The sequence below is a fragment of the Arthrobacter globiformis genome, from assembly GCF_046536215.2.
Lineage (GTDB): Bacteria > Actinomycetota > Actinomycetes > Actinomycetales > Micrococcaceae > Arthrobacter > Arthrobacter globiformis_E.
Map to the genome: position 1 here is coordinate 2,708,849 of NZ_CM143421.1, position 20,654 is coordinate 2,729,502.

13 protein-coding genes and 1 pseudogene are annotated in these 20,654 nt (G+C 67.7%); 5 read left to right on the top strand and 9 right to left on the bottom strand.

Features of this window, described 5'->3' with window-relative positions; all coding sequences use genetic code 11:
• Positions 1-57: 57 nt before the first annotated feature.
• The 3 genes and pseudogenes from R5O87_RS12175 to xylA all read right to left on the bottom strand — a co-directional run bounded on the left by R5O87_RS12175 (position 58) and on the right by xylA (position 4,623).
• A pseudogene (locus R5O87_RS12175) lies at positions 58-1,670 on the bottom strand (HNH endonuclease).
• A gap of 219 nt (positions 1,671-1,889) precedes the next feature.
• Entirely contained in the window at positions 1,890-3,413 is a 1,524-nt protein-coding gene (locus R5O87_RS12180) for a xylulokinase (protein ID WP_410554162.1), read from the bottom strand.
• Between the two features lie 19 nt (positions 3,414-3,432).
• Positions 3,433-4,623 (bottom strand): xylose isomerase, encoded by a 1,191-nt coding sequence (gene xylA / locus R5O87_RS12185; protein ID WP_410554163.1) that lies wholly within the window; start codon positions 4,621-4,623, stop codon positions 3,433-3,435.
• A 197-nt stretch (positions 4,624-4,820) separates the two neighbouring features.
• Here xylA and R5O87_RS12190 point away from each other — a divergent pair, with 197 nt between their 5' ends.
• Both R5O87_RS12190 and R5O87_RS12195 read left to right on the top strand, forming a co-directional pair.
• Positions 4,821-6,107, top strand: a complete 1,287-nt coding sequence (locus tag R5O87_RS12190; RefSeq protein WP_410554164.1) for an FAD-binding protein — start codon at positions 4,821-4,823, stop codon at positions 6,105-6,107.
• A gap of 10 nt (positions 6,108-6,117) precedes the next feature.
• Complete coding sequence (locus tag R5O87_RS12195; protein ID WP_410554165.1) at positions 6,118-7,329, top strand: ROK family protein; 1,212 nt, start codon at positions 6,118-6,120, stop codon at positions 7,327-7,329.
• 88 nt (positions 7,330-7,417) lie between these two features.
• On the opposite strand, the gene R5O87_RS12200 is transcribed toward R5O87_RS12195, so the two are convergent.
• From R5O87_RS12200 to R5O87_RS12220, 5 genes are read right to left on the bottom strand one after another with little or no spacing between them, the layout of a single operon-like run.
• Positions 7,418-10,612, bottom strand: a complete 3,195-nt coding sequence (locus R5O87_RS12200) for an Ig-like domain-containing protein (protein WP_410554166.1) — start codon at positions 10,610-10,612, stop codon at positions 7,418-7,420.
• Between the two features lie 48 nt (positions 10,613-10,660).
• Complete coding sequence (locus R5O87_RS12205; protein ID WP_410554167.1) at positions 10,661-12,700, bottom strand: beta-galactosidase; 2,040 nt, start codon at positions 12,698-12,700, stop codon at positions 10,661-10,663.
• Positions 12,701-12,742: 42 nt separating this feature from the next.
• Complete coding sequence (locus R5O87_RS12210) at positions 12,743-14,086, bottom strand: ABC transporter substrate-binding protein (RefSeq protein ID WP_410554168.1); 1,344 nt, start codon at positions 14,084-14,086, stop codon at positions 12,743-12,745.
• A 41-nt stretch (positions 14,087-14,127) separates the two neighbouring features.
• The gene (locus tag R5O87_RS12215; protein ID WP_410554169.1) at positions 14,128-15,075 is read right to left on the bottom strand and encodes a carbohydrate ABC transporter permease; all 948 of its coding nucleotides are present in this window, start codon (positions 15,073-15,075) and stop codon (positions 14,128-14,130) included.
• Positions 15,076-15,077: 2 nt separating this feature from the next.
• Positions 15,078-16,022, bottom strand: a complete 945-nt coding sequence (locus R5O87_RS12220; protein WP_410554315.1) for a carbohydrate ABC transporter permease — start codon at positions 16,020-16,022, stop codon at positions 15,078-15,080.
• A gap of 124 nt (positions 16,023-16,146) precedes the next feature.
• Here R5O87_RS12220 and R5O87_RS12225 point away from each other — a divergent pair, with 124 nt between their 5' ends.
• Positions 16,147-17,211, top strand: coding sequence for a LacI family DNA-binding transcriptional regulator (locus R5O87_RS12225; protein ID WP_410554170.1), 1,065 nt, complete (start codon positions 16,147-16,149; stop codon positions 17,209-17,211).
• 59 nt (positions 17,212-17,270) lie between these two features.
• Positions 17,271-17,732 carry a MarR family winged helix-turn-helix transcriptional regulator gene (locus R5O87_RS12230; RefSeq protein WP_410554172.1) on the top strand — a complete coding sequence of 154 codons (462 nt, stop codon included), beginning with the start codon at positions 17,271-17,273 and terminating at the stop codon, positions 17,730-17,732.
• 71 nt (positions 17,733-17,803) lie between these two features.
• Here the strand turns inward: R5O87_RS12230 and ilvD are convergent, their stop codons facing one another.
• Positions 17,804-19,663 carry a dihydroxy-acid dehydratase gene (gene ilvD / locus R5O87_RS12235; protein ID WP_410554173.1) on the bottom strand — a complete coding sequence of 620 codons (1,860 nt, stop codon included), beginning with the start codon at positions 19,661-19,663 and terminating at the stop codon, positions 17,804-17,806.
• Positions 19,664-19,748: 85 nt separating this feature from the next.
• On the opposite strand from ilvD, the gene R5O87_RS12240 reads away from it, so the two are divergent.
• A complete protein-coding gene (locus R5O87_RS12240) occupies positions 19,749-20,591 on the top strand; it encodes a helix-turn-helix transcriptional regulator (RefSeq protein WP_410554174.1) in 843 nt (280 codons plus the stop codon).
• Positions 20,592-20,654: the final 63 nt, after the last annotated feature.

Sequence of the window (20,654 nt, forward strand, 5' to 3'; positions counted from 1 at the left end):
AGGGGCAGCTTTACCGGTTAGCTTTACCGGTTAACGGGCAGCCCTGTCCGTTCAGGCCTAAGTTCCCGGCGGTTCGCTGATCCGCAGCCTTGTACCCGGCAGCGGTGGTGCCGTGGAGCGGTAGGTGGGGCCGGTGGGTGTGGTGATTTCAATGGTGTGTCTCGGTCCCGGCCGGGTTTCACTGTCCAGCCGGGGAGTTCCTTGGTGTGGTTGCAGGCTTCGCACAACCCGGTGCCGTTGCTTAGTGATGTTGGGCCGTCGTTGTGCCAGGGGATGATGTGGTCGTGGTGGCGGATCGGGGCGTCGCAATAGGGTGTGCGGCAGGTGTCGTCGCGGATTTGGACGAAGCGGCGCAGCGGGGCCGGGAACAGGCGCCGTTTGGAGTCCATAGCCACCAGGTCGCCGGTTCCGGGGGCGGAATAGAGCCGGCGGAGCCAGATCTTCAGCCGGTTCCCCTCGTTCTTCGTGGCACCTTCTCGTTCCACGGCTTCCTGTCCCTGTCCCTGCGCGATGAGTTCCCGCGCCCACGTGCCGGGGACCACGCCGTAGCCCGTGAGGCGCGCGGGTTCGCTGTCGCCCTGAAGCAGGGTGCGGTCGGTCATGACGAGGCTGACTTCTACGCCGGTGATCCCGCCGGGCGTGCCGGTGATCGCTTCGACGAAGGTGTCGGCCATAGCCTGGTTCCGGGTACGGGGATCACCGGCGGAGCGGAGGGCGTCGGCCCGCCGGGTGAGGGCCTTGTAGACGGCGACGCCCTCGTGGGCGGGCAGCAGGGCTGTCAGGTAGATCATGCAGTCTGGTGCCGGGCGCAGGCTCACGGACCGTTCCGAGGCGGCGCGGCTGGCCCGTTGGGTGACCGAGCGCGGGTCCCTGCGGATCGCGGCGGCCTTGACCGCAGCGACAACGCCGCGGGTCCCAACCCCGTCGATGGTCCCCGTGTCGGCGGCGAGCTCCTCATCGACCGCGGTCCGGTCTTCGACGGTCAGGCAGGCCGTTTCCTTCACGACATACATGACGCGCTCTTCATTGAGCTGGCCGGCATCCAGGGCTGCGAGGCTGTGCGGCATCTCGGTCACCAGGGCCTTAGCCATGCCGAGCAGCCGGCGGCCGCGGTGCGGCGACTCGCCCCGGGCCAGCGCGATCTGCTCGGCCGCACCCAGGTTCCGGTCTTTGCTGCGGGCCCTCCCCACATCTTTGCCCAGGTCCTCCGCGGCCAGGGGCGGGCGGTCGGTGGATTCCTGCCGGAGCCGGGCCTCGAAGGCCACCGACAGCCGCGCCTGCTGCCCGGCGGCCCAGCACTTGGCGTTCTCGTAGGCGCGGATCTGGTCGATCAGTCCGGCACTGTCAGCCCTGAGGTCAGCTGCCGGGAGAAAGCACCCGGGCGTAGTTCCGCTGTCCTGGCCGCCATCGTCGAAAGGGCCGTCGTCGAAAAGGAGGTCCCGGTCGAACGGACGGTCCGCAAACAGGATCTCGGGAAAGGGATCCTCCGGAAACGATGCCAGATAAACGGCGTCGGGATCATCGTCATATGGCAACCCGGAGTACGGATCGGCGTCGAGATTGGGGGCGTCAGGGAAGTGGAAATCGGCGTCAGGAAAAGCAGCAGCCTGCAGGACGCCGCCGTGCGGCACCGCTGCCAAAGCCAGCCCCGATTCCCCAATTCCATCCATAGATACAGTCTGAGGAGGGGGTACGACATTTAACTGCCGAGCCGGCACCAGAGCGGGCGGAATTCAAAAAACTTATCTAATTCGCGGGCGAGCGGAAACTGGGTAGCATCTCAGGGCGTTCCCGGGCCTGAGAACGCCCTGAAATGCTACCTAGTTGGGCGGGTACGAAGAGGTTCGGCAAGCTCAACCGACTGGGGACAGGCTCAACCGCCAGCAGGCTCAGCCTGCGGCCGCGGCCACCTTGCGCTGCTCCGCCCGGTACTGTTCCGCGATCGCAGGCCGGAAATCCGGCTCGGGATGGCCGTCCAGGGACACGTTCCATGCCGGCCGCTCCCCTGTCAGCGCCCAGGCCGCCTGCACTGCCGCGCCCATGGCCACGTATTCGCCGGGGCTCGGAACCATGACTGGCAGGTCGAACACCTGTGCGGCGATCCGCTGGACGGCGGGGTTCTGCACGGCGCCGCCGATCAACAGAAGCCGCTCGGCCGGATGGCCCAGGCCGCGGAGCGCGTCCAGCCCTCCGGCCAGCCCGCACAGCATCCCTTCGACGGCTGCCCGGGCAATGTTGCCGCGGGTGGTCGAGGCGATGGACAGCCCGGAGAAGCTGGCCGTCGCGTGCGGCAGGTTGGGCGTCCGTTCACCCTCGAAGTACGGCACCAGGACCACGCCGCCCGCCCCGGGTTCTGCTTCAAGAGCCAGCCGGGAGAGCTCGTCGAAGTCCACACCGAGCAGCCCGGCAATCGACGTCAGCACTCTGGCGGCGTTGAGGGTCACGGCGATCGGCAGGAAGAGACCGCTCGCGTCCGCGAAGCCCGCCACCGTCCCGCTCGGGTCTCCGATGGGCTCATCGGAGACGGCGAACACCGTCCCGCTGGTGCCCACGGACACGACGACGTCACCCGCCTGGGCGCCCAGGCCCAGTGCCGCTGCGGCATTGTCCCCCGCGCCCGCCCCGAGTCTTATGGGCGGAGCCTGCTGTCCCTCCACCGCAGCGTCCCCCACCACGGAAGGGTGGACCTCGCCGGGTGATGCGCCGGGGGCCAGGACCCGGGGCAGGATCACGGCATCCCCAGCATGAGCTGACGGCCCCGCCGCACCAAACGCATGGCCGCCGGCCTCGACGGCACTGCGGCCGAACGCGAGGCGGAACAGCTCCAGATCGTAGGTGCCGGCCGCCGGGTTCCAGTAGCCGGTACCGCTGGCGTCGGAGCGGTCGGTGGTGAGCTGACCCAGGTCGGGTCCCAGCGGGCTGGCGCCGGCGGGGCCGTAACCCCGCAGGCGCCACGTCAGCCAGTCATGCGGAAGTGCGACGGCGGCCACCCGGCCGGCGATGTCCGGCTCATGGTCCCGGACCCAGCGGACCTTGGTGACCGTGAAGGAGGCCACGGGCACCAGGCCTGTCCGCTTCGCGTAGTCCTCTGCCCCGACTTCGTCGGTGAGGGCCGCGGCTGACTCAGCCGATCGGGTGTCGTTCCAGAGCAGGGCCGGCCGCAGCACGTTGCCTTCCCGGTCCAGCAGCACCATGCCGTGCTGCTGGCCGCCCACGGAAAGCGCGCTGACCCCGGAAAGTCCGCCGGCGCCGTCGAGCGCTTCGGAAAGCGCCCGCCACCAGTGGTCCGGGTGGACCTCCGTGCCGTCCGGATGGCCGGCACGGCCTTCCCGGACCAAGGCGCCGGTCGCGGCGTCCAGCACCACCACCTTGCAGCTTTGGGTCGAGGAGTCAATCCCCGCAACGAGCGACATGGGAGCAGCCGTCACAGTACTAGCGGGCGCCGAGCAGGTGCTCGATGAAGAGCTGCTGGAGCTTCACGAAACCGAAGCCCTTGCCGCCGAAGTAGGCGTCGGCGTCGAAATCCTCGTAGGACGAGCGGTCCGCGAGGAGCTGTTCGTAGCCTTCGCCCGGGTTCAGGGTGGGGACGTTGATCTCGGAAACACGTGACGCCTCCAGCGCAGCCTGCACCTCGGGGTCGGCGCGGAAGGCCTTGGCGCGTTCCTTGAGGAGCAGGTAGGTCTGCATGTTGGCGGCCGCGGAATCCCAGACGCCGTTGATGTCCTCGGTGCGGCTGGGCTTGTAGTCGAAGTGGCGCGGGCCATCGTAGGCCGGGCCGCCCTGCGGACCGCCGTTTTCCAGCAGGTCGACGAGCGAGAAGGCGTTCTGCAGGTCGCCGTGGCCGAACACCAGGTCCTGGTCGAACTTGATGCTGCGCTGGCCGTTGAGGTCGATGTGGAAGAGCTTGCCCTGGTACAGCGCCTGCGCGATGCCGTGGGTGAAGTTCAGCCCGGCCATCTGCTCGTGGCCGGTTTCGGGGTTGATGCCCACCAGTTCCGGGCGCTCGAGGGTCTCGATGAACGCCAGGGCGTGGCCAAGGGTGGGCAGCAGGATGTCGCCGCGCGGTTCGTTGGGCTTGGGTTCGATCGCGAAGCGGATGTTGTAGCCCTTGTCCGTCACGTAGTCGCCCAGCAGGTTCACGGCCTCGCGGTAGCGCTCGAGGGCACCGCGGATGTCCTTGGCGGCGTCATACTCGCTGCCTTCCCGGCCGCCCCACATCACGAATGTCTCGGCACCCAGTTCGGCGGCGAGGTCGATGTTCTCCAGGACCTTGCGCAGGGCAAAGCGGCGCACGCCCCGGTCGTTGCTGGTGAAGCCGCCGTCCTTGAAGACCGGGTGGCTGAACAGGTTGGTGGTGACCATGGGCACCACCATGCCGGTGGCCTTCAGGGCGCCGGTCAGGCGGTCGATCTCCCGCTGCCGGTCAGCCGCGGAGCAGCCGAAAGGGAACAGGTCGTTGTCGTGGAAGGTAATGCCATAGGCACCCAGATCGCTGAGCCGGTTGATGGCCTCCACGGTGTCAAGCGGCGGCCGGGTCGCCGAACCGAACTGGTCCTGCGCCTCCCAGCCAATGGTCCACAGGCCGAAGGAAAACTTGTCATCACGCGTGGGCTGAATCGCCATTGAGTGCTCCCGTTTGGTTTGGAGGGACCTGTCCCGCGGGAAGATCCGGTAAATGTTCCACAAACAAACATATTAGGTTTTGGGCAGCTGTCAACCATTTTTTCAGGAGTAACTAGCCCAGCGAGATATCCAAGACCCCTACCGCCGGGGCGCGGGCCGGTGTTATGTTCTCTAAAACATCAAAAGAAAGGCAGGCCATGGTTAGCGAAGCAGGAACTGAGCTGCACACCGAGGAGTACAACTGGGCCGGCAACCTCCGGTACGCCGCCGCCGAGGTGCGCGAGCCGCGGACGGTGCAGGAGCTCCAGGACCTGGTGGCCGGCGCGTCAAGGCTTCGCGCGCTCGGCTCGCGGCACTCCTTCAACCGCATCGCCGACACCGAGGGCGTCCTGGTCTCCCTCGAGCACCTCGCGCCCGCCGTCGAGGTGGACACCGCCAACATGACGGTGACCGTGAGCGGCGGCACCCGCTACGGGACCCTGGCGGCGGAGCTGCAGCGGCAGGGCTACGCACTGCACAACCTGGCCTCCCTCCCCCACATCTCGGTGGCCGGGGCCGTTGCCACCGCCACACACGGATCGGGCGACCGCAACGGCAACCTGGCCACCGCCGTCGCCGGTCTTGACCTGGTGACCGCCGACGGCGGGATCCTCAGCGCCCGCCGTGGCGAAACCCCCGACTTCGACGGCATGGTGGTGAGCCTTGGCGCCCTGGGCGTGGTCAGCAGCCTGACGCTGGACGTCGAACCTGACTTCCCAGTGGCGCAGACGGTCTTTGAGGACCTCCCGTGGGACCTGGTGCTGGAGAATTTCGACGGCGTCACCTCCTCGGCCTACAGCGTCAGCCTCTTCACCGACTGGAGCGGCGACCGGATCGGACAGGCCTGGCTCAAGGCCAGGACGGATGCCGAAGCGGCAGCGGAACGCACCAGCTTCTTCGGCGGCACCCCGGCAACTGACGCCCGGCACCCGATCCCCGGGGTATCGGGCAGCACCTGCACGCAGCAGCTGGGCGTCCCGGGCCCGTGGTCGGACAGGCTGGCCCACTTCCGGATGGAATTCACGCCGAGCAAGGGCGACGAGCTGCAGACCGAGTACCTCGTTCCCCGCGAGCACGCCGTGGACGCCATCCGGGCCATGCGCAGGCTGTCCCATCTGGTGACTCCGCTGCTGCTGGTCTCGGAAATCCGCACCATGGCCGCGGACAGCCTCTGGCTTAGCCCGAACTACGGAACCGACAGCATCGGCCTGCACCTCACCTGGCGGCAGGACCAGCCCGCCGTCGAGGCCGTGCTCCCGGTGATCGAGGCCGAGCTGGCGCCGTTCGGCGCCCGTCCGCACTGGGGGAAGCTGTTCGACGGCGATGCCTCCCGCGTCGCGCCGCTGTACCCGCGCTTCGAGGACTTTAAGGCTCTCGCAGACCGCCTCGATCCCGAAGGGAAGTTCCGCAACGGGTTCCTCGACACCAAGGTCTTCGGCGGCTGATATCGTTCCGATGATGTCATCCCCCCGCCAACGGGCCGTCCCCGCAGCCCCGCCCAGCGAGCTGGACCCCTCACGGCGGAACAACCTGGCGCTGATCACGTCCCTGGTCCACCACCACCGTGTCCTCAGCCGGGCGCAGCTGACGAAACGGACCGGGCTGAACAGGTCAACGGTCGGAACCCTGATCGGCCAGCTCGCGTCGCTCGGCCTGGTCTACGAGACCGCCCCAACCGGCGAGTCCCAGGTGGGCCGGCCGAGCCCCGAGGTGCGGCCGAGCCCGTCCATCGCGGCGCTCGCTGTTTATCCGGAGATCGACGCCGTCACCATCGGGCTGGTCAACCTCGGCGGCATCGTCCAGAAGAAGATCCGGTTCGCCACTGAACGGATTCCCAGCGCCCGGGAAGCGGTCAACATCGCCGCCGCCGTGATCGAGGGGATGCGCACGGAGCTGGAGCACTCCTACCGGATCACCGGCATGGGGGTGGCGGTGCCGGGTCTGGTAAACCCCGACGACGGAACGGTCACCCATGCGCCGCACCTGGGCTGGCGGGACGAACCGGTGGCGCGGATGCTCAGCGAAGCCACCGGCTACGCCTGCCAGGCCGCCAACGATGCCTCACTCGCGGCCGAGGCGGAACTGATCTTCGGGGCCGGCGCCGGGCGGGACAACCTCATCTACCTCAACGGCGGGGCCAGCGGCATCGGCGGCGGGATCATTTCCAACGGCATGCTGCTCCGCGGCGCCTCGGGTTACGCCGGGGAACTGGGCCACACCTTCGTCCGCAGCTCCGGCGCGCAGTGCCACTGCGGCGCCACCGGCTGCCTGGAAACCGAGGTGTCGCAGGGCCGGCTCTTTGAGCTCCTGGGCCTCGGCGGCGGCGACACGCCCCAGCTGGAACAGGCCCTGCGCGATTCCAGCAGCCCCGCCGTCGCGGAGGAGATCTCCCGGCAGCTGGGCTACCTGGCCATCGCGCTGCGGAATGCCGTCAACACCTTCAACCCGGAGGTGATCATCCTCGACGGATTCCTGGGCGTCCTCTATGCGATGGCGCCGTCCGCCCTCGATGACCTGCTGCTGTCCCAGGCGATGGACGGCCCTGCCGGCCAGGTCAAGGTACACCCCGCGGCGCTGGGGTCGAACCTGATGATGATCGGTGCGGCGGAACTCGGGTTTGCCCGGTTCCTGGCCGATCCCACCGGCTTCGGGGCAGCCGCGGAATAGGGCCACCGCGACGGCTTAGGAAAACGGAGGCAGGGCACCGGGTGCACCCCTAAGGATGCACCCGGTGCCCTGCCATGAACTACCGGACTTACCGGCCGAAAACGACCTCGTAGGTCCGGGTCTGGCTGCCGTCCTCGCTCCGGACGGTCACGACGGCGGCGCCGGACTGCGCGTCAGCCTGCCGCACAGTGACCGTGGCGTAGGGGTCTGCCGCGGTGGCCGTGACCGCCTGGCGCTGCCCCTGGCCACCGGTCCGGTAGGAGGTGACGCCGGGGTCGAAGCCGGCCAAGGGCTGGCCGTTGACGGAAATGCCGGCTGCCGCGGCGTCGGAGGACTGGCCCGGAGCCAGCGCCAGCACCTGCACTTCGCTGACCGTCATGTGGGTGTTGGGCCGGGCAGTGAGCACCACCCGCACGTCCCTGGTGTCCGCGCTGGCAACCGGAACCGTGACCACCGGCGCGGGGCTGCCGCCGGGGACCTGGACCGCCGCGCCCGCGTTCTTCCACGTGCCGTCGGACGCCTTCGTCTGCACCTGGAGGCTTTGGGCGTAGCTGTCGGTGGACCCGTCACGGTAGAAGTGGACCTTCACGCCGGTCACTGTCTTCTGGCTGGCGAGACCCACGGACAGTGTGTCGGTGGTGTTCTTGGTGCCCGATTTCCAGTTGGACCAGGCCTTGTCCGTGAGGTTGCCGTTGCCCAGCCCGGCCGTGCTGTAGCCGGGCTCGGTGAAGGTGGCGCTGAATGTGGTGCCGGGGTCATCCGCAACATTGTCGGCCGTTCCCGCCGTGACCTGCACGCGCACGGTGGCAGGCAGCGTGCGGCCGCCAGCCGCGTCGGCGGTGCCGGCAACGCTCACCACGCCAGTTTCGGTGAACGCGGGAGCCGCGTTCCAGACCACCGGCCGTTCCACCTTGCTGCCGGCGGCAGTCACCGCCGTCACGGTGGCGGGCAGCACGGGCGTTCCACCGGCATACGTCTTGGCCCTCGCCGGAAGCGTCGCCACCAGCGTGTCGACCGTGACTTTGGCGGTCACCGGATGCGCGGCTCCCAGGACGTCGGTCGCCGTTCCACGCACGTCAACGGCTCCGGGCTTGCTCCACCGGCTTTCCGGCGGCATCGCCCAGGTGACAGGCAGTTCGCCCCGGGCGCCGTCACGGTAGACGGGGACCACCGTGGCGGGCAGCTGCGGGTCCGTTCCGGGAACTGTGAACGCCGCGACGTTCTGGAATCCCTGAACGGTTTCGTCGGTGACCCGCCAGCGCTGGTTCTCGCCGGAGTTGGCGGTCCACAGCGTCACCGGGGATCCGTCCGCGGTGGCGTGCCCGCCCACCTCGAGGAGCCGGCCCGTTGCCGCGTTGACGAACGTGTAGGTGCCGTCGCCGGTGGTGGACATGGTCCACTGGAAGGCGTCAGCCGGCGTTTCCTCCGCCGGAACCAGCTGCGGTGTTCCGTCGACGACGGCGAGCTGCCGCCCGCCGTCGGGCGTTTCAAGTGCATACCGGGCGCGGCTGCTGTTCCCGCCGCTGAGGCGGCGGATGGTCCACTGCTGGTCGGCGGCGGAACCGGAGCGGATGACGGCCTTGCCGTCCGCCGCCGGAGCCAGGGACTTGCCGCTTTCAACGCCCCGGAGGCTGTAGACGTGGTCCGCCTGGATCAGCGGGGCGTCCTCGGCCACGCCGTGCACACCGTTGACGAGGAACGTCGTGACGGACTCGGCAGGCACCGTGAGGACCGCCGTGCGGTCTTTTCCGACGGCGACCGGCGCGCCCTGCACCAGTGCGCCGGAGACGTCGCTGGTCACCGGCGTCACGGTGGCGTTCCCCTGGACGGCTTCGAAGCCGGAGAGGTCCAGGGCAACCTGGCGCTGCTGCTTGCTGTCGTTCACGTGCACCACCGTGGCTCCGGAGTCGGAGACAGCGGCGGCGCTGTTCGTGTCGTTCACCTTGACCAGGCGGTCTCCGGGCTTGATGTAGTGCGTGAAGTTCCGGGCGGTGTTGAACTTGGTGTTCGTGTAGATCGGGCAGCTTTGCAGGGTGTCGCCGGCGGTGCAGTCGAAGGGCAGCTGGATCTCGCCCCAGTTGGATCCGATGGCGCTTTCGCCGCCGGGCTTCATGTTGTTGTAATCCTCCACGGGCTGCCAGAACACCCAGGCCTCGGGCTCGAGCTCGCGGAGGTCGTTGACCATGTGCTGGGCCAGGCCGAGGCCCGGCTGCATGCTGGTGAAGTTCTGCCCGTCCAGCCAGGATCCGCCGGTTTCGCTCATCCAGAGGGGCTTGCCTTCGCCCTTGGCGATGTCCCGGACGGCTGTCCGCTGCCCGGTCCCGTAGGTGTGGACGTTGAGCTGCGCGACGTCCGCCTTGGCGTCGGCGGAGTAGCTGTTCCAGTTGCTGGCGAAGGTCGAGGGGTTGGTCTCGTCCATGGCGCTGATGACGGCACCGGTGTCCGCACCGGCCAGTGCCTTGGCCAGGGACTGGACCACCTTCTGCTGCAGTTCAGGCCCCATGTGGGCGCCTTCCTGCCGGCCGCCGACAGGCTGGCCCGCCGCATTCAGGGTGGTCCCCCAGTATGGCGTGTTCGGTTCGTTCATGGGGTCGATCGTGTCGATCTTGATGCCGTGGGCCTTTTCCAGCTGCTTGACGACGCCCACCAAATAGGAGGAGAAATCGTCGACGCTTTCGGTCCGCAGTTGGTCCTGCGAGGAGTTGAAGCCGCCGGAGACATAGCCGCTGACCGTCTGGAACCAGGGCGGGGAGTTGCTGAACGCCTCCCAGTGCGTGATGTCGTTCTTGATCCGGTCCACCCACCAGCGCTGCGTCTGGTCGGCGTCGAGGTTCCAGTGCTCCGGATTTTTCGGATCCCACCAGTCCTTGTCCGTCCGCGTAGTGCCTTCGGGTGCCTTCCACCAGCCCTCCACGGCGCCGCCCGCCCGCAGGTAGTCCTTCACGTCCGGAGCGTTGCCGCCGCCGATGTTGTAGCGGGCGATGTTGAGGTTCAGCCCCTCATCGCCGAAGACCATGTCGGCAAGCTTGCTGCGGATTTCCTCCGGATAGCCGCCGGTGGCGTTGGCGAACCAGACCAGGCTGGTGCCCCAGCCTTCGAAGGCTTCGCCCTGGTAGGAGGGGTCCGGCCGCACGGTCACGGCGCCGGCCGGCACGGGTTCGCCGGCTGCCTTGGCCGGCGCCGGGGCCGCGAGCGCAGGTCCGGCCACGAGCCCTGCGCAGAAGACCGCCGCGGTGACGCCGGCGGCGGTCACGGCCCAGGGCCGTCTGGATCTGTTCGTCATTGAATTCCCTTCGGTGCGGTGAAGTGCTGATCTCTGGGGATTGCTGTTTTAGTTGGGGGTGTGCAGGACTGCCACGCCGCGGGCGGCGAGCTTGGCAGCGCCGTCGGCCGGGGCCGTTCCCGCGAGGACGGCTCCGGGAACGGCCGAGATGTCGACGGCCTGGTCCGTGCGGTTGATCAGGAAAAGGAAGCGCCCGTCCTCGCCGGTGCGGACGGCAAGTTCGACGGCGCCACGCAGGTCCGCGGGCAGTTCGGACTCGACGCCGGCCAGACCGGCGAATTCCTGGAGGACCCGGACCAGCCCGCCGGGTCCGAGCCGCGTCGCCACGTAGCCGGCGGATCCGCTACCCACGCTGCGCCGGGTCACCGCGGGTTCGCCGGCCCGGTCACCGGAGGTGAACCGGCGCAGGACCTTGGTGTCCCCGGAGGTGGTGGCGACGGAGTCCGCCCACAGCGTGCCTGTTGACCCGTCGTCGAGCATTGCCTCTGCATCGGGGGCCAGCGGCCCGAACTCCTCCACCCGGATACCCAGCAGATCGCTGAGGGCGCCGGGATATCCGCCGAGCCACACGTGGTCGTTCTGGTCCACGACGCCGGAGAAGTAGGTGGTCACGAGATGCCCGCCTGCTTCGACGAAGGCGGTCAGGCGCGAGCGCAGCTCCGCCGGCACCACGTGCAGGACCGGCGCGATGACCAACTGGTAGCCGTCAAGCGAAGCCGCCACCGGGAGGACATCGGCGCGGATGCCGCTGGCGAGGAACGCCGAGTACCAGTCCAGCGCCTCCTGCCGGTAGCGGAGCCGGTCGCTCGGGTGGGAGTCCAGTTCGCTGGTCCACCAGGAATCCCAGTCGAAGAGGATCGCGGCCCGGGCCGGTTCGCGCCGGCTGCCGGTCAGCGCCGAAAGTTCACCGAGTGTCCGGCCCAGGGCGGTGACGTCGCGGAAGAGCCTGCTGTCGCTGCCGGCGTGCGACACCATCGCGGAGTGGTATTTTTCCGCCCCGGCGCGGGACTGCCGCCACTGAAAGAAGCAGACCGCGTCCGCGCCGTGGGCCACGTGGGTCAGGGAGTCCCGGGCGAGGGCCCCGGGCTTCTTGGGTGTGTTCACCGGCTGCCAGTTGACGGCGCTGGTGGAGTGCTCCATGAGGAACCAGGGGTTGCCGCCGGCGATGTTGCCTGTCAGGTTGGCGGAGAAGGACAGCTCGTCGTGGTCCTGCGTGCCGGGAACCACGTAGTGGTCGTTGGAGACGAAGTCGACGTCGGCGGCCCAGGCTGCGTAGTCCATGCCCTTCGTCTCCCCCATCACCATGAAATTGGTGGTGACGGGGATGTCCGGGGTGATGCTGTTCAGGATCGCGCGCTCAGCACGGAGGTAAAGCCGCAGCGAGTCCGAGGAGAAGCGCTTGAAGTCCAGCTGCTGCGTGGGGTTCGGGTAGGACGCAGCCTTCCGCGGCGGGAAGATGTGGTTCCAGTCGGAGTAGCGCTGCGACCAGAAGTCGGTCCCCCAGGCGGTGTTCAGTTCCTCGAGTGTGCCGTAGCGGTCCTGGAGCCAGCGGCGGAAGGCGGCCGCAGCGTCGTCGGAATAGTCATAGACGTTGTGGCAGCCGAGCTCGTTGGAAACGTGCCAGGCGCAGACGGCGGGGTGGTCCTTGTAGCGCTCGGCCATGGTGCGCACGAGCGCCAGTGCGTGCTGGCGGAACACCGGCGACGTGGGCCGCCAGTGCTGCCGGCCGCCAGGCCACAGGGTTTCGCCGTTCTGGGTGACCGGCAGGATTTCCGGGTGCTCGGCGGCCAGCCACGGGGGCGGGGAGGCCGTGGCGGTGGCGAGGTCCACGGCAATGCCGTTGGCGTGCAGCAGGTTGATGATGTCGTCGAGCCAGTCAAAGTCCCAGCTGTCCCGGGCCGGCTGGATGCGTGCCCACGAGAAGATGGCCAGGGAGACGACGTTGACCCCGGCCTCCTTCATGAGCCGCACGTCCTCGGCCCAGACTTCGCGCGGCCACTGTTCGGGGTTGTAGTCGGCACCGAAGGCCAGCCTCTTGGTGCCCGGGGACGGCCAGCGCAGCCAGCGGTGGTGGGTGGTTTGGGTCATGGAGTTCCTCTTTTTGGGTGCGCGTGGGTTAGGGGTGGGCTGTTATTCCTTGACGCTGAAGCCCTGCTCGGTGCCGTATTTGACCGAGGCTTTCTGCCACGCCGCCAGGCCATCCTTGAGCTTGGTGCCGGAGACGTAGGCCTGGCCGGCGGTGTCGTTGAAGATGCTGTTGGCGTAGACCTGGAACGGCAGGTAGGACCAGCCGGCGGGAACGTTCTTCGCCGATTCGGCGAAGATCTGGTTGGCTTTCTGGCCGCCGAAGTACTTGAACTGGGTGTTCTGGAATTTCTCGGACGCGAGGTCCTTCGCGGTGGCGGGGAACGCCCCGCCGTCGATCCTGGCCTGGACGCCTTCCTCAACGTTGGAGTACTTCAGGAAGCCGTAGGCCAGTGCTGCCTGGCTGCTGGCGGCGGGGATGGCCAGCGAGCTGCCGCCGTTTTCGGCGCTGCTGTTGGCGCCCTTCTCCCACTGCGGCAACGGCGCGACCCGCCATTTGCCGGCACCGTCGGCGACGCCGGAGACCAGGTTCCCGGGCATCCAGGCGCCGGTGGAGAGGGTGGCGATGGTCCCGTTGCCGAGGCCCTTGTACCACTCGTCGCTCCAGGAGCTGATGGGGGCCAGGAGGTCCTCGTCGATGAGCTTCTGCCAGGTTTCGGCGAACTTGGTGGAGCCCGCATCGGAGAAGTTCACGGCGACATTGGTGCCGTCCACCTGGTAGGGCTTTCCGCCGGCCTGCCAGATCATGCTGGTGGTGAATCCGGCGTCGCCGGTGTCGTTGGCGATGTAGGCCTTGGGGTCCGCCTTCTTCAGCGCGCGGCCGGCCTCGAGGAACTCCTCCCAGGTGGTGGGCACCGCGATGCCGTACTTGTCGAACAGTTCCTTGTTGTAGAACAGGGCCATGGGCCCGGAGTCCATGGGGAGGCCGTAGACGCCGCCCTGTGCCTGCACCGAGGACCAGGGACCGGCCGTGAAGGTGCCGTTGAGGTCCGCGGCGCCGAACTGGCCGAGGTCAGCCAGGGACTTGCTGAGGGCAAACTGCGGGAGGGCGTAGTACTCGATCTGCGCGACGTCGGGTACGCCGGAGCCTGCGGAGATGGCGTTCTGCAGCGCGGTGTACTGGTCGTTGCCGGTGCCTGCGTTGACCAGGTTGACCTCCACGTTGGGGTACTTGGCCTCGAAGCCTTCCGCGACCTTCTTCAGCGACTGGTCCCAGGCCCACACCGTCAGCTTGCCGCCCTTTTGGAGGGCCTGCTCGACGGCGTCGCTGTTGACCGTTTGCTGCGGCGCGGCGTTGCCGCCGCCTCCGCAGGCGGTGAGTCCGAGGGCGAGTGCGGCGGCAACGGCGGAAGTCTGCAGCAGGCCGCGGCGGGTCAGGGTCTTGATCATGTCTTCCTTCTAACTGCGTTGTTGGTGGGAGGGGACGGGCGTTATTCTTTGACGCTTCCGGCGGAAAGGCCGGACTGCCAGTAGCGCTGGAGCAGCAGGAACGCTGCGATCAGGGGCAGGATGGTGAGCAGGGAACCTGTGATCACGAGGTTGAAGATGGCTTCGCCGCCGGCGGTGGCGGCCTGCGCGTTCCAGGCGTTCAGGCCCAGGGTGAGGGGGTACCAGTCCGGGTTCTTCAGCATGATCAGCGGCAGGAAGTAGTTGTTCCAGGTGGCCACCATGGTGAAGAGCAGCACGGTGACAATGCCCGGGGTCAGCAGCGGCAGGCAGACCTGGAAGAATGTGCGGGCCTCGCTGGCGCCGTCGATACGGGCGGACTCCATGATCTCGGTGGGGATGGCCTCCGCGGCGAAGGTCCACATGAGGTACAGGCCGAAGGGCGAGATCAGCGAGGGGATGATCACGGCCCAGGGGGTGTTGGTGAGGCCCATCTGGCTGAACATGAGGAAGGTGGGAACCGCGAGGGCCGTGCCGGGGATGGCCACCGCGCCAATGACGACCGCGAACACGGCCTTCCGGCCGGGAAAGTCGAACTTGGCCAGCGCGTAGCCGCCGAGGACGGCGAGGAATGTGGCGCCGCCGGCGCCGAGCACGACGTAGAGGACCGTGTTGGCGAACCAGCGGAGGAAGATCCCGCCGTCGTACGTTGCTGTCCGGGCGATGTTGTCCCAGAGCGCGAAATCGCCGTCGAACCACAGCCCGAACGAATTGAGCAGGCCGTCCTGGGTTTTGGTGGCGTTGACCACGAGCCAGAACAGCGGGGCCAGGCTGTACAGCAGGACAAGGCCCATCAGGAGGGTCAGCGCCACGCTCCGGCCCGGGCGCCGGGATCCGGCTGTGCGCGGGGACCGCAGGCGCGGGGTGCGGAGCCTTGCCGGTGACGTGGCTGCGCCGGCGCTGCCGAGGCGGGCCGCTGTCTGAACGCTCATGGTCAGCGCTCCTTTCGCATGCCGCGGACCTGGACGGCGTAGGCAATGGCCATGGTGATCAGCCCCATGATGATCGCCACCGTGGCGGAGTAGTTGTACTGCTGCCCGGAGAACGACAGGGAGAAGGCGTACAGGTTGGGTGTGAAGTAGGTGGAGATGGTGTTGGGTGAGAGGCCCTTGAGGATGCTGGGCTCGTTGAAGAGCTGGAAGCTGCCGATCACGGAAAAGATGCTGGCCACCACGATGGCGCCGCGGATGGCCGGCAGCTTGATGGCGGTGATGACCCTCAGCTGCCCGGCGCCGTCGATCTCGGCAGCCTCATAGAGTGACTTGGGGATGACGGTCAACGCGGAGTAGAAAATCAGCATGTTGTAGCCGATGAACTCCCAGGTGACGATGTTCCCGATGGAGGCCAGCACCAGTTCCGAGGAGAGCGGGCTGGGCAGGTTGAGGCCGAAGGCCTGGTTGATGTTGCCCACCAGGCCGAAGCGGGTGCCGTACATGAAGCCCCACATGAGGGTGGCCACGACGGCCGGCACCGCATAGGGGAGGAAAATCGAGATCCGGAAGAACGACCTTCCGTAGAGCCGCCCGCTGTCCAGGGCGAGGGCAACAACCAGTGCGATCATCAGCATGACCGGCACCTGGACTGCCAGGAACAGCGAGACCCGGCCCAGTGCGGACCAGAACTGCGGGTCCCCCAACGCCCGGGCATAGTTGTCCAGGCCCACGAACGCGGTGCCGCCGATGAGCTGGTTGCGGAAGACGCTCAGGTAGATGGAGTAGGCGATCGGGGCAAGGAAAACCAGGGCGAACACGGCCATGAACGGGCCGATGAAACACCAGCCGGCCCACGAGCGGCGGCTGGCTGAACGGCCGGCGCGGCGGGTGGTCCGGCCTGCCGGTGTAGCCTGTCCGGCCCGCGTCTCGACTTGCGGGGACGTCATTGTCATGAAAAGTCCTCTGTAGGGCTGCGCCACCTCGAGGGTGGCGGTTTAGTGTTCTGTTTGCGTAAACATTGATGTGCGGTTTTGTGAATGTTTGCGCAAACATGATTGGTACGATGGTGACATGGAGCACGAACCCGGTCAACCCCCGGTCCACAATTTGCCCCCGGCGAAGCGTAAGCAGCAGGTGTCCATGGCCGACGTCGCCAAGCTGGCCGGAGTCTCGTCCCAAACCGTGTCGCGCGTGTCCAACGGGAGCCCGGACGTCATCGAAAGCACGCGGCGTCAGGTCATCGCGGCGATGAATGAGCTGGGGTACCGGCCGAACAGCGCCGCCCGGGCGCTGAAGCGCGGGAGTTTCCGCACCATCGGGGTGATCACGTTCTCGCTGTCCTCGCTGGGGAACATGCGCACCCTGGAGGCCATCGCACTGCACGCGGCCCGGCAGGACTTCGCGATCACGCTGATCCCGGTAACGGCACCAACGCAGGCCGGGATCCAGGGCGCGTTCTCCCGGATGGGCGAGCTCGCCGTTGACGCGGTGATCGCCATCATGGAGGTCCACCTCCTGGACGCCGCGACGGTCACGCTGCCTCCGGGGGTGAAGGTCGTCGTCGTAGATTCCGATGCGGGCGACAGCTACAGCGTGGTGGACACCGACCAGGCCGACGGCGCACGCAAGGCCGTCCAGCACCTGCTGGATCTCGGCCACGAGACCGTCTGGCACGTCGCCGGCCCGGAAGAGTCCTTCGCCAGCGAACGCCGGGCAGCCGCCTGGCGAAGCACCCTCAGCGCCGCAGGCCGCCCCGTCCCGCCGGTGCTCCGCGGCGACTGGTCGGCGGACTCCGGCTACGCCGCCGGGCTCCGGCTCGCCGACGAACCCGGCTGCACCGCCGTGTTCGCGGCCAACGACCACATGGCCCTCGGCCTGCTCCGGGCCTTCCGCGAAAAGGGAAAATCGGTCCCCGGGGACATCAGCCTGGTCGGCTTCGACGACGTCCCGGAAGCCTCCTCCTATGCTCCCCCGCTCACCACAGTCCACCAGAACTTCGCCGATGTCGGCGAACGCTGCGTCGACAACGTCCTGCAGCAGATCTGCACCAACACCACCGAACCCGGCGTCACTCTGGTGCCCACCCAGCTGGTCATCCGGGCGAGCACGGCGGCACCGCATGCGACTCAAAGGTAATGATCGATTGTTGATATGATCAATGATTGTTTTTCACCACTACCGGAGCAGGCAACGCGATGCACGACACTAAAGCCGGAACGCCCCGGCTGGCGGCCGCCAAGGCCGGCAACGACACCGGCCTGCTGCTGGCCAAGCTGCACGTGGCGGGGTCCGCGGTTAACAACAAGGCCCTCGGGGACTTTGGGCTGCGGGAACGGTCGTTCTGGATTCTGACGCTCGCCTGCAGCGGACTGGAGCCGACCCAGCGGGAACTCGCCACATTCCTGGGCCTGGATCCCAGCCAGGTAGTCAGCCTAGTGGACGACCTCGAACGCCGGGGACACGTGGAGCGCTCGACCGGCAAGCAGGACAGGCGGGCCAGGATCATCGTTTCCACCGCGGAGGGCCGCCGGATCCATATGAAAGCCCGGGCGGCCCTGGAGGCCTGTGAGCACGAACAGCTCGCGGCACTTTCCGATGCCGAATCCGGCCAGTTGAGGATGCTGCTGCGGAAGGCCCTGTGGGGCGGGTCGGACTAGCCGGCGACTAAACCCGGAAGGGCCCCGCCCGCATAAGCGAACGGGGCCCGGCCTCCTGCAACCTTTGCCGGTTAGTACTCCAGGAGGGAGACGTCGCGGACGGCGCCCTTGTCCGCGGATGTGGCCATGGCGGCGTAGGCGCGCAGCGCGGCGGAAACCTGGCGGTCCCGGTCCTTGGGCTTGTAACCGCCGTTGACCAGGAGCTTCTCCCGGCGTTCGGCGAGGACCTCGTCGGAGACCTGCAACTCCAGGGAGCGCTCACTGATGTTGATGCTAATGATGTCGCCGTCCTCCACCAGGGCGATGGCGCCGCCGGAGGCAGCCTCCGGGGAGATGTGCCCGATCGACAGGCCGGAGGTGCCGCCGGAGAAGCGCCCGTCCGTGATGAGGGCGCACTTCTTGCCGAGGCCGCGGCCCTTGAGGAATGACGTGGGGTAGAGCATTTCCTGCATGCCCGGGCCGCCCTTGGGGCCTTCGTAGCGGATAACCACCACGTCGCCTTCCTTGACTCCCTTGTTCAGGATCTTTTCCACGGCTTCGTCCTGGGACTCGCACACCACTGCCGGGCCGGAGAAGGTCCAGATGGACTCGTCCACGCCGGCGGTCTTCACCACGGCGCCGTCGACGGCCACGTTGCCCCGGAGCACGGCCAGTCCGCCGTCCTTGGAGTAGGCGTACTCCACAGAGCGGATGCACCCTTCCGCGGCGTCGGTGTCCAGGGAGGTCCACTCGTTCGACTGCGAGAACGCGGTGGAGGAGCGGACGCCGCCGGGAGCCGCGTGCCACAGGGCCTTCGCTTCCTCGGTGGCCTTGCCGCCGCGGATATCCCAGTCGTCCAGCCAGCCATCCAGGTCGCCGGAGTGCACGGAGTGGACGTCCTTGTGCAAGTGGCCGCCGCGGTTCAGCTCGCCCAGCAGGGCAGGGATGCCGCCGGCACGGTGCACATCCTCCATGTAGTAGGTCTTGTCCTTGGCGACGTTCGGCGCCACCTTGGCCAGGCAGGGCACCTGGCGGGACTTGGCGTCCATCTCGGCCAGGCCGTAGTCCACGCCCGCCTCCTGGGCCGCGGCCAGCAGGTGCAGGATGGTGTTGGTGGAGCCGCCCATGGAGATGTCCAGGGCCATGGCGTTGTCGAAGGCCTTCGCAGTGGCGATGGAGCGCGGCAGTACGGAGTCGTCGTCGCCGTCGTAATAGCGTTTGACGAGCTCGACGACGGTGGCACCGGCCTTCTCGTACAGCGCCTTGCGCGCGGTGTGGGTGGCCAGCACGGAGCCGTTGCCCGGCAGGGAGAGGCCGATGGCCTCGGTGAGGCAGTTCATGGAGTTGGCGGTGAACATGCCGGAGCAGGAACCGCAGGTGGGGCAGGCGTTCTCTTCGATGAGGTTGATGTCAGCGTCGGAGATGGATTCGTCCACGGCGTCGGCAATCGCGTTCACCAGGTCCAGGGAGCGCACGGAGCCGTCGGTCAGGGTCACGCGGCCGGCTTCCATGGGGCCGCCGGAGACGAAGACCACGGGGATGTTCAGGCGCAGGGCTGCCATGAGCATGCCAGGGGTGATCTTGTCGCAGTTGGAGATGCAGACCAGGGCGTCGGCGCAGTGGGCATTGACCATGTACTCCACGGAGTCGGCGATCAGGTCGCGGGACGGCAGGGAGTAGAGCATGCCGGAGTGGCCCATGGCGATGCCGTCATCCACGGCGATGGTGTTGAACTCGCGCGGCACGGCGCCGGCGGCGAGGATCGCGTCGGAGACGATCCGGCCCACGGGGGCGAGGTGGGTATGGCCGGGGACGAATTCGGTGAAGGAGTTGGCCACGGCGATGATCGGCTTGCCGATGTCCGAGTTGGCGACGCCGGAGGCGCGCAGCAGTGCGCGGGCTCCGGCCATGTTGCGGCCGTGGGTGACTGTTTTAGAGCGTAGTGCAGGCATGGGTACCATCCTGCTCGACCCTTCAGGCAAGCGGAAGATGGTCCTGATACTAGTAGTAGGAGTACCAGAGTAATAGTATTGGGGGGTGCAGGGTTCAGAGAGACGGAAGGAGCTTGGCCTCTTCCTCAGGGCCCGCCGGGACCAGGCAGTGCGGGCCGAGTACGGCCTTCCGCCCATAGCCCGCAAGCGCGAGGGCGAGCGCGGCCTCCGCAGGGAAGAGATCGCGTTCCTCTCCGGGGTGAGCGTCACCTGGTACACATGGCTTGAGCAGGGCAGGGACATCAGTCCGTCCCGGCAGGTCCTGGAGTCCATCTGCCGCTCCCTGCATCTTTCGGACACCGGGCTCGCCTACGTGCTGTCGCTCGGGGGCTACGCAACAACTGCGCCTGCCAGCTCCGCTGCCGCCTCCGCGCCGGCCCACGTTCAGCGGCTGATGGATGCACTGGATCCCAACCCGGCCTTCGCCCTGTTCCCCGACTGGGGAGTCGCAGGCTGGAACACGGCCTACGCGGCGCTTTATCCCAACATCGCAAAGGTTCCTGCTCCGGACCGCAATCTTTTGTGGCTGGTTTTCACGGACCCCTGCGTCCGGGACCTGCTCCCCGACTGGGAGGTGACGAGCAAGCGCTTCCTTGCGGAATTCCGGGCCGAAACCGGACAGCGCCTCGGCGATCCGGATATCAAGTACCAGGTGGAACGGCTCCAGGAGGCCAGCCCCGAATTCCGGGCGGCCTGGGACCGGTACGACATCCTCGGCTTCGAGTCCCGCGAGCGGCTTTTCCACCATCCGGCAGTGGGAATCCTCCAGCTGGAACACCACCAGCTTTCCCCCTCGGACCGGCCCGATCTCCACCTCGTGGTGTATACACCGGCCCCCGGAAGCGATGCCAGCGGCCAGATGCTGCGCCTCATGTCCGGCTCCCGATAGACAGACTTCACACGGCCGGCGGTTGCGGCACCGCCGACTTCGGAAGATAATAGTTAGCAGTGC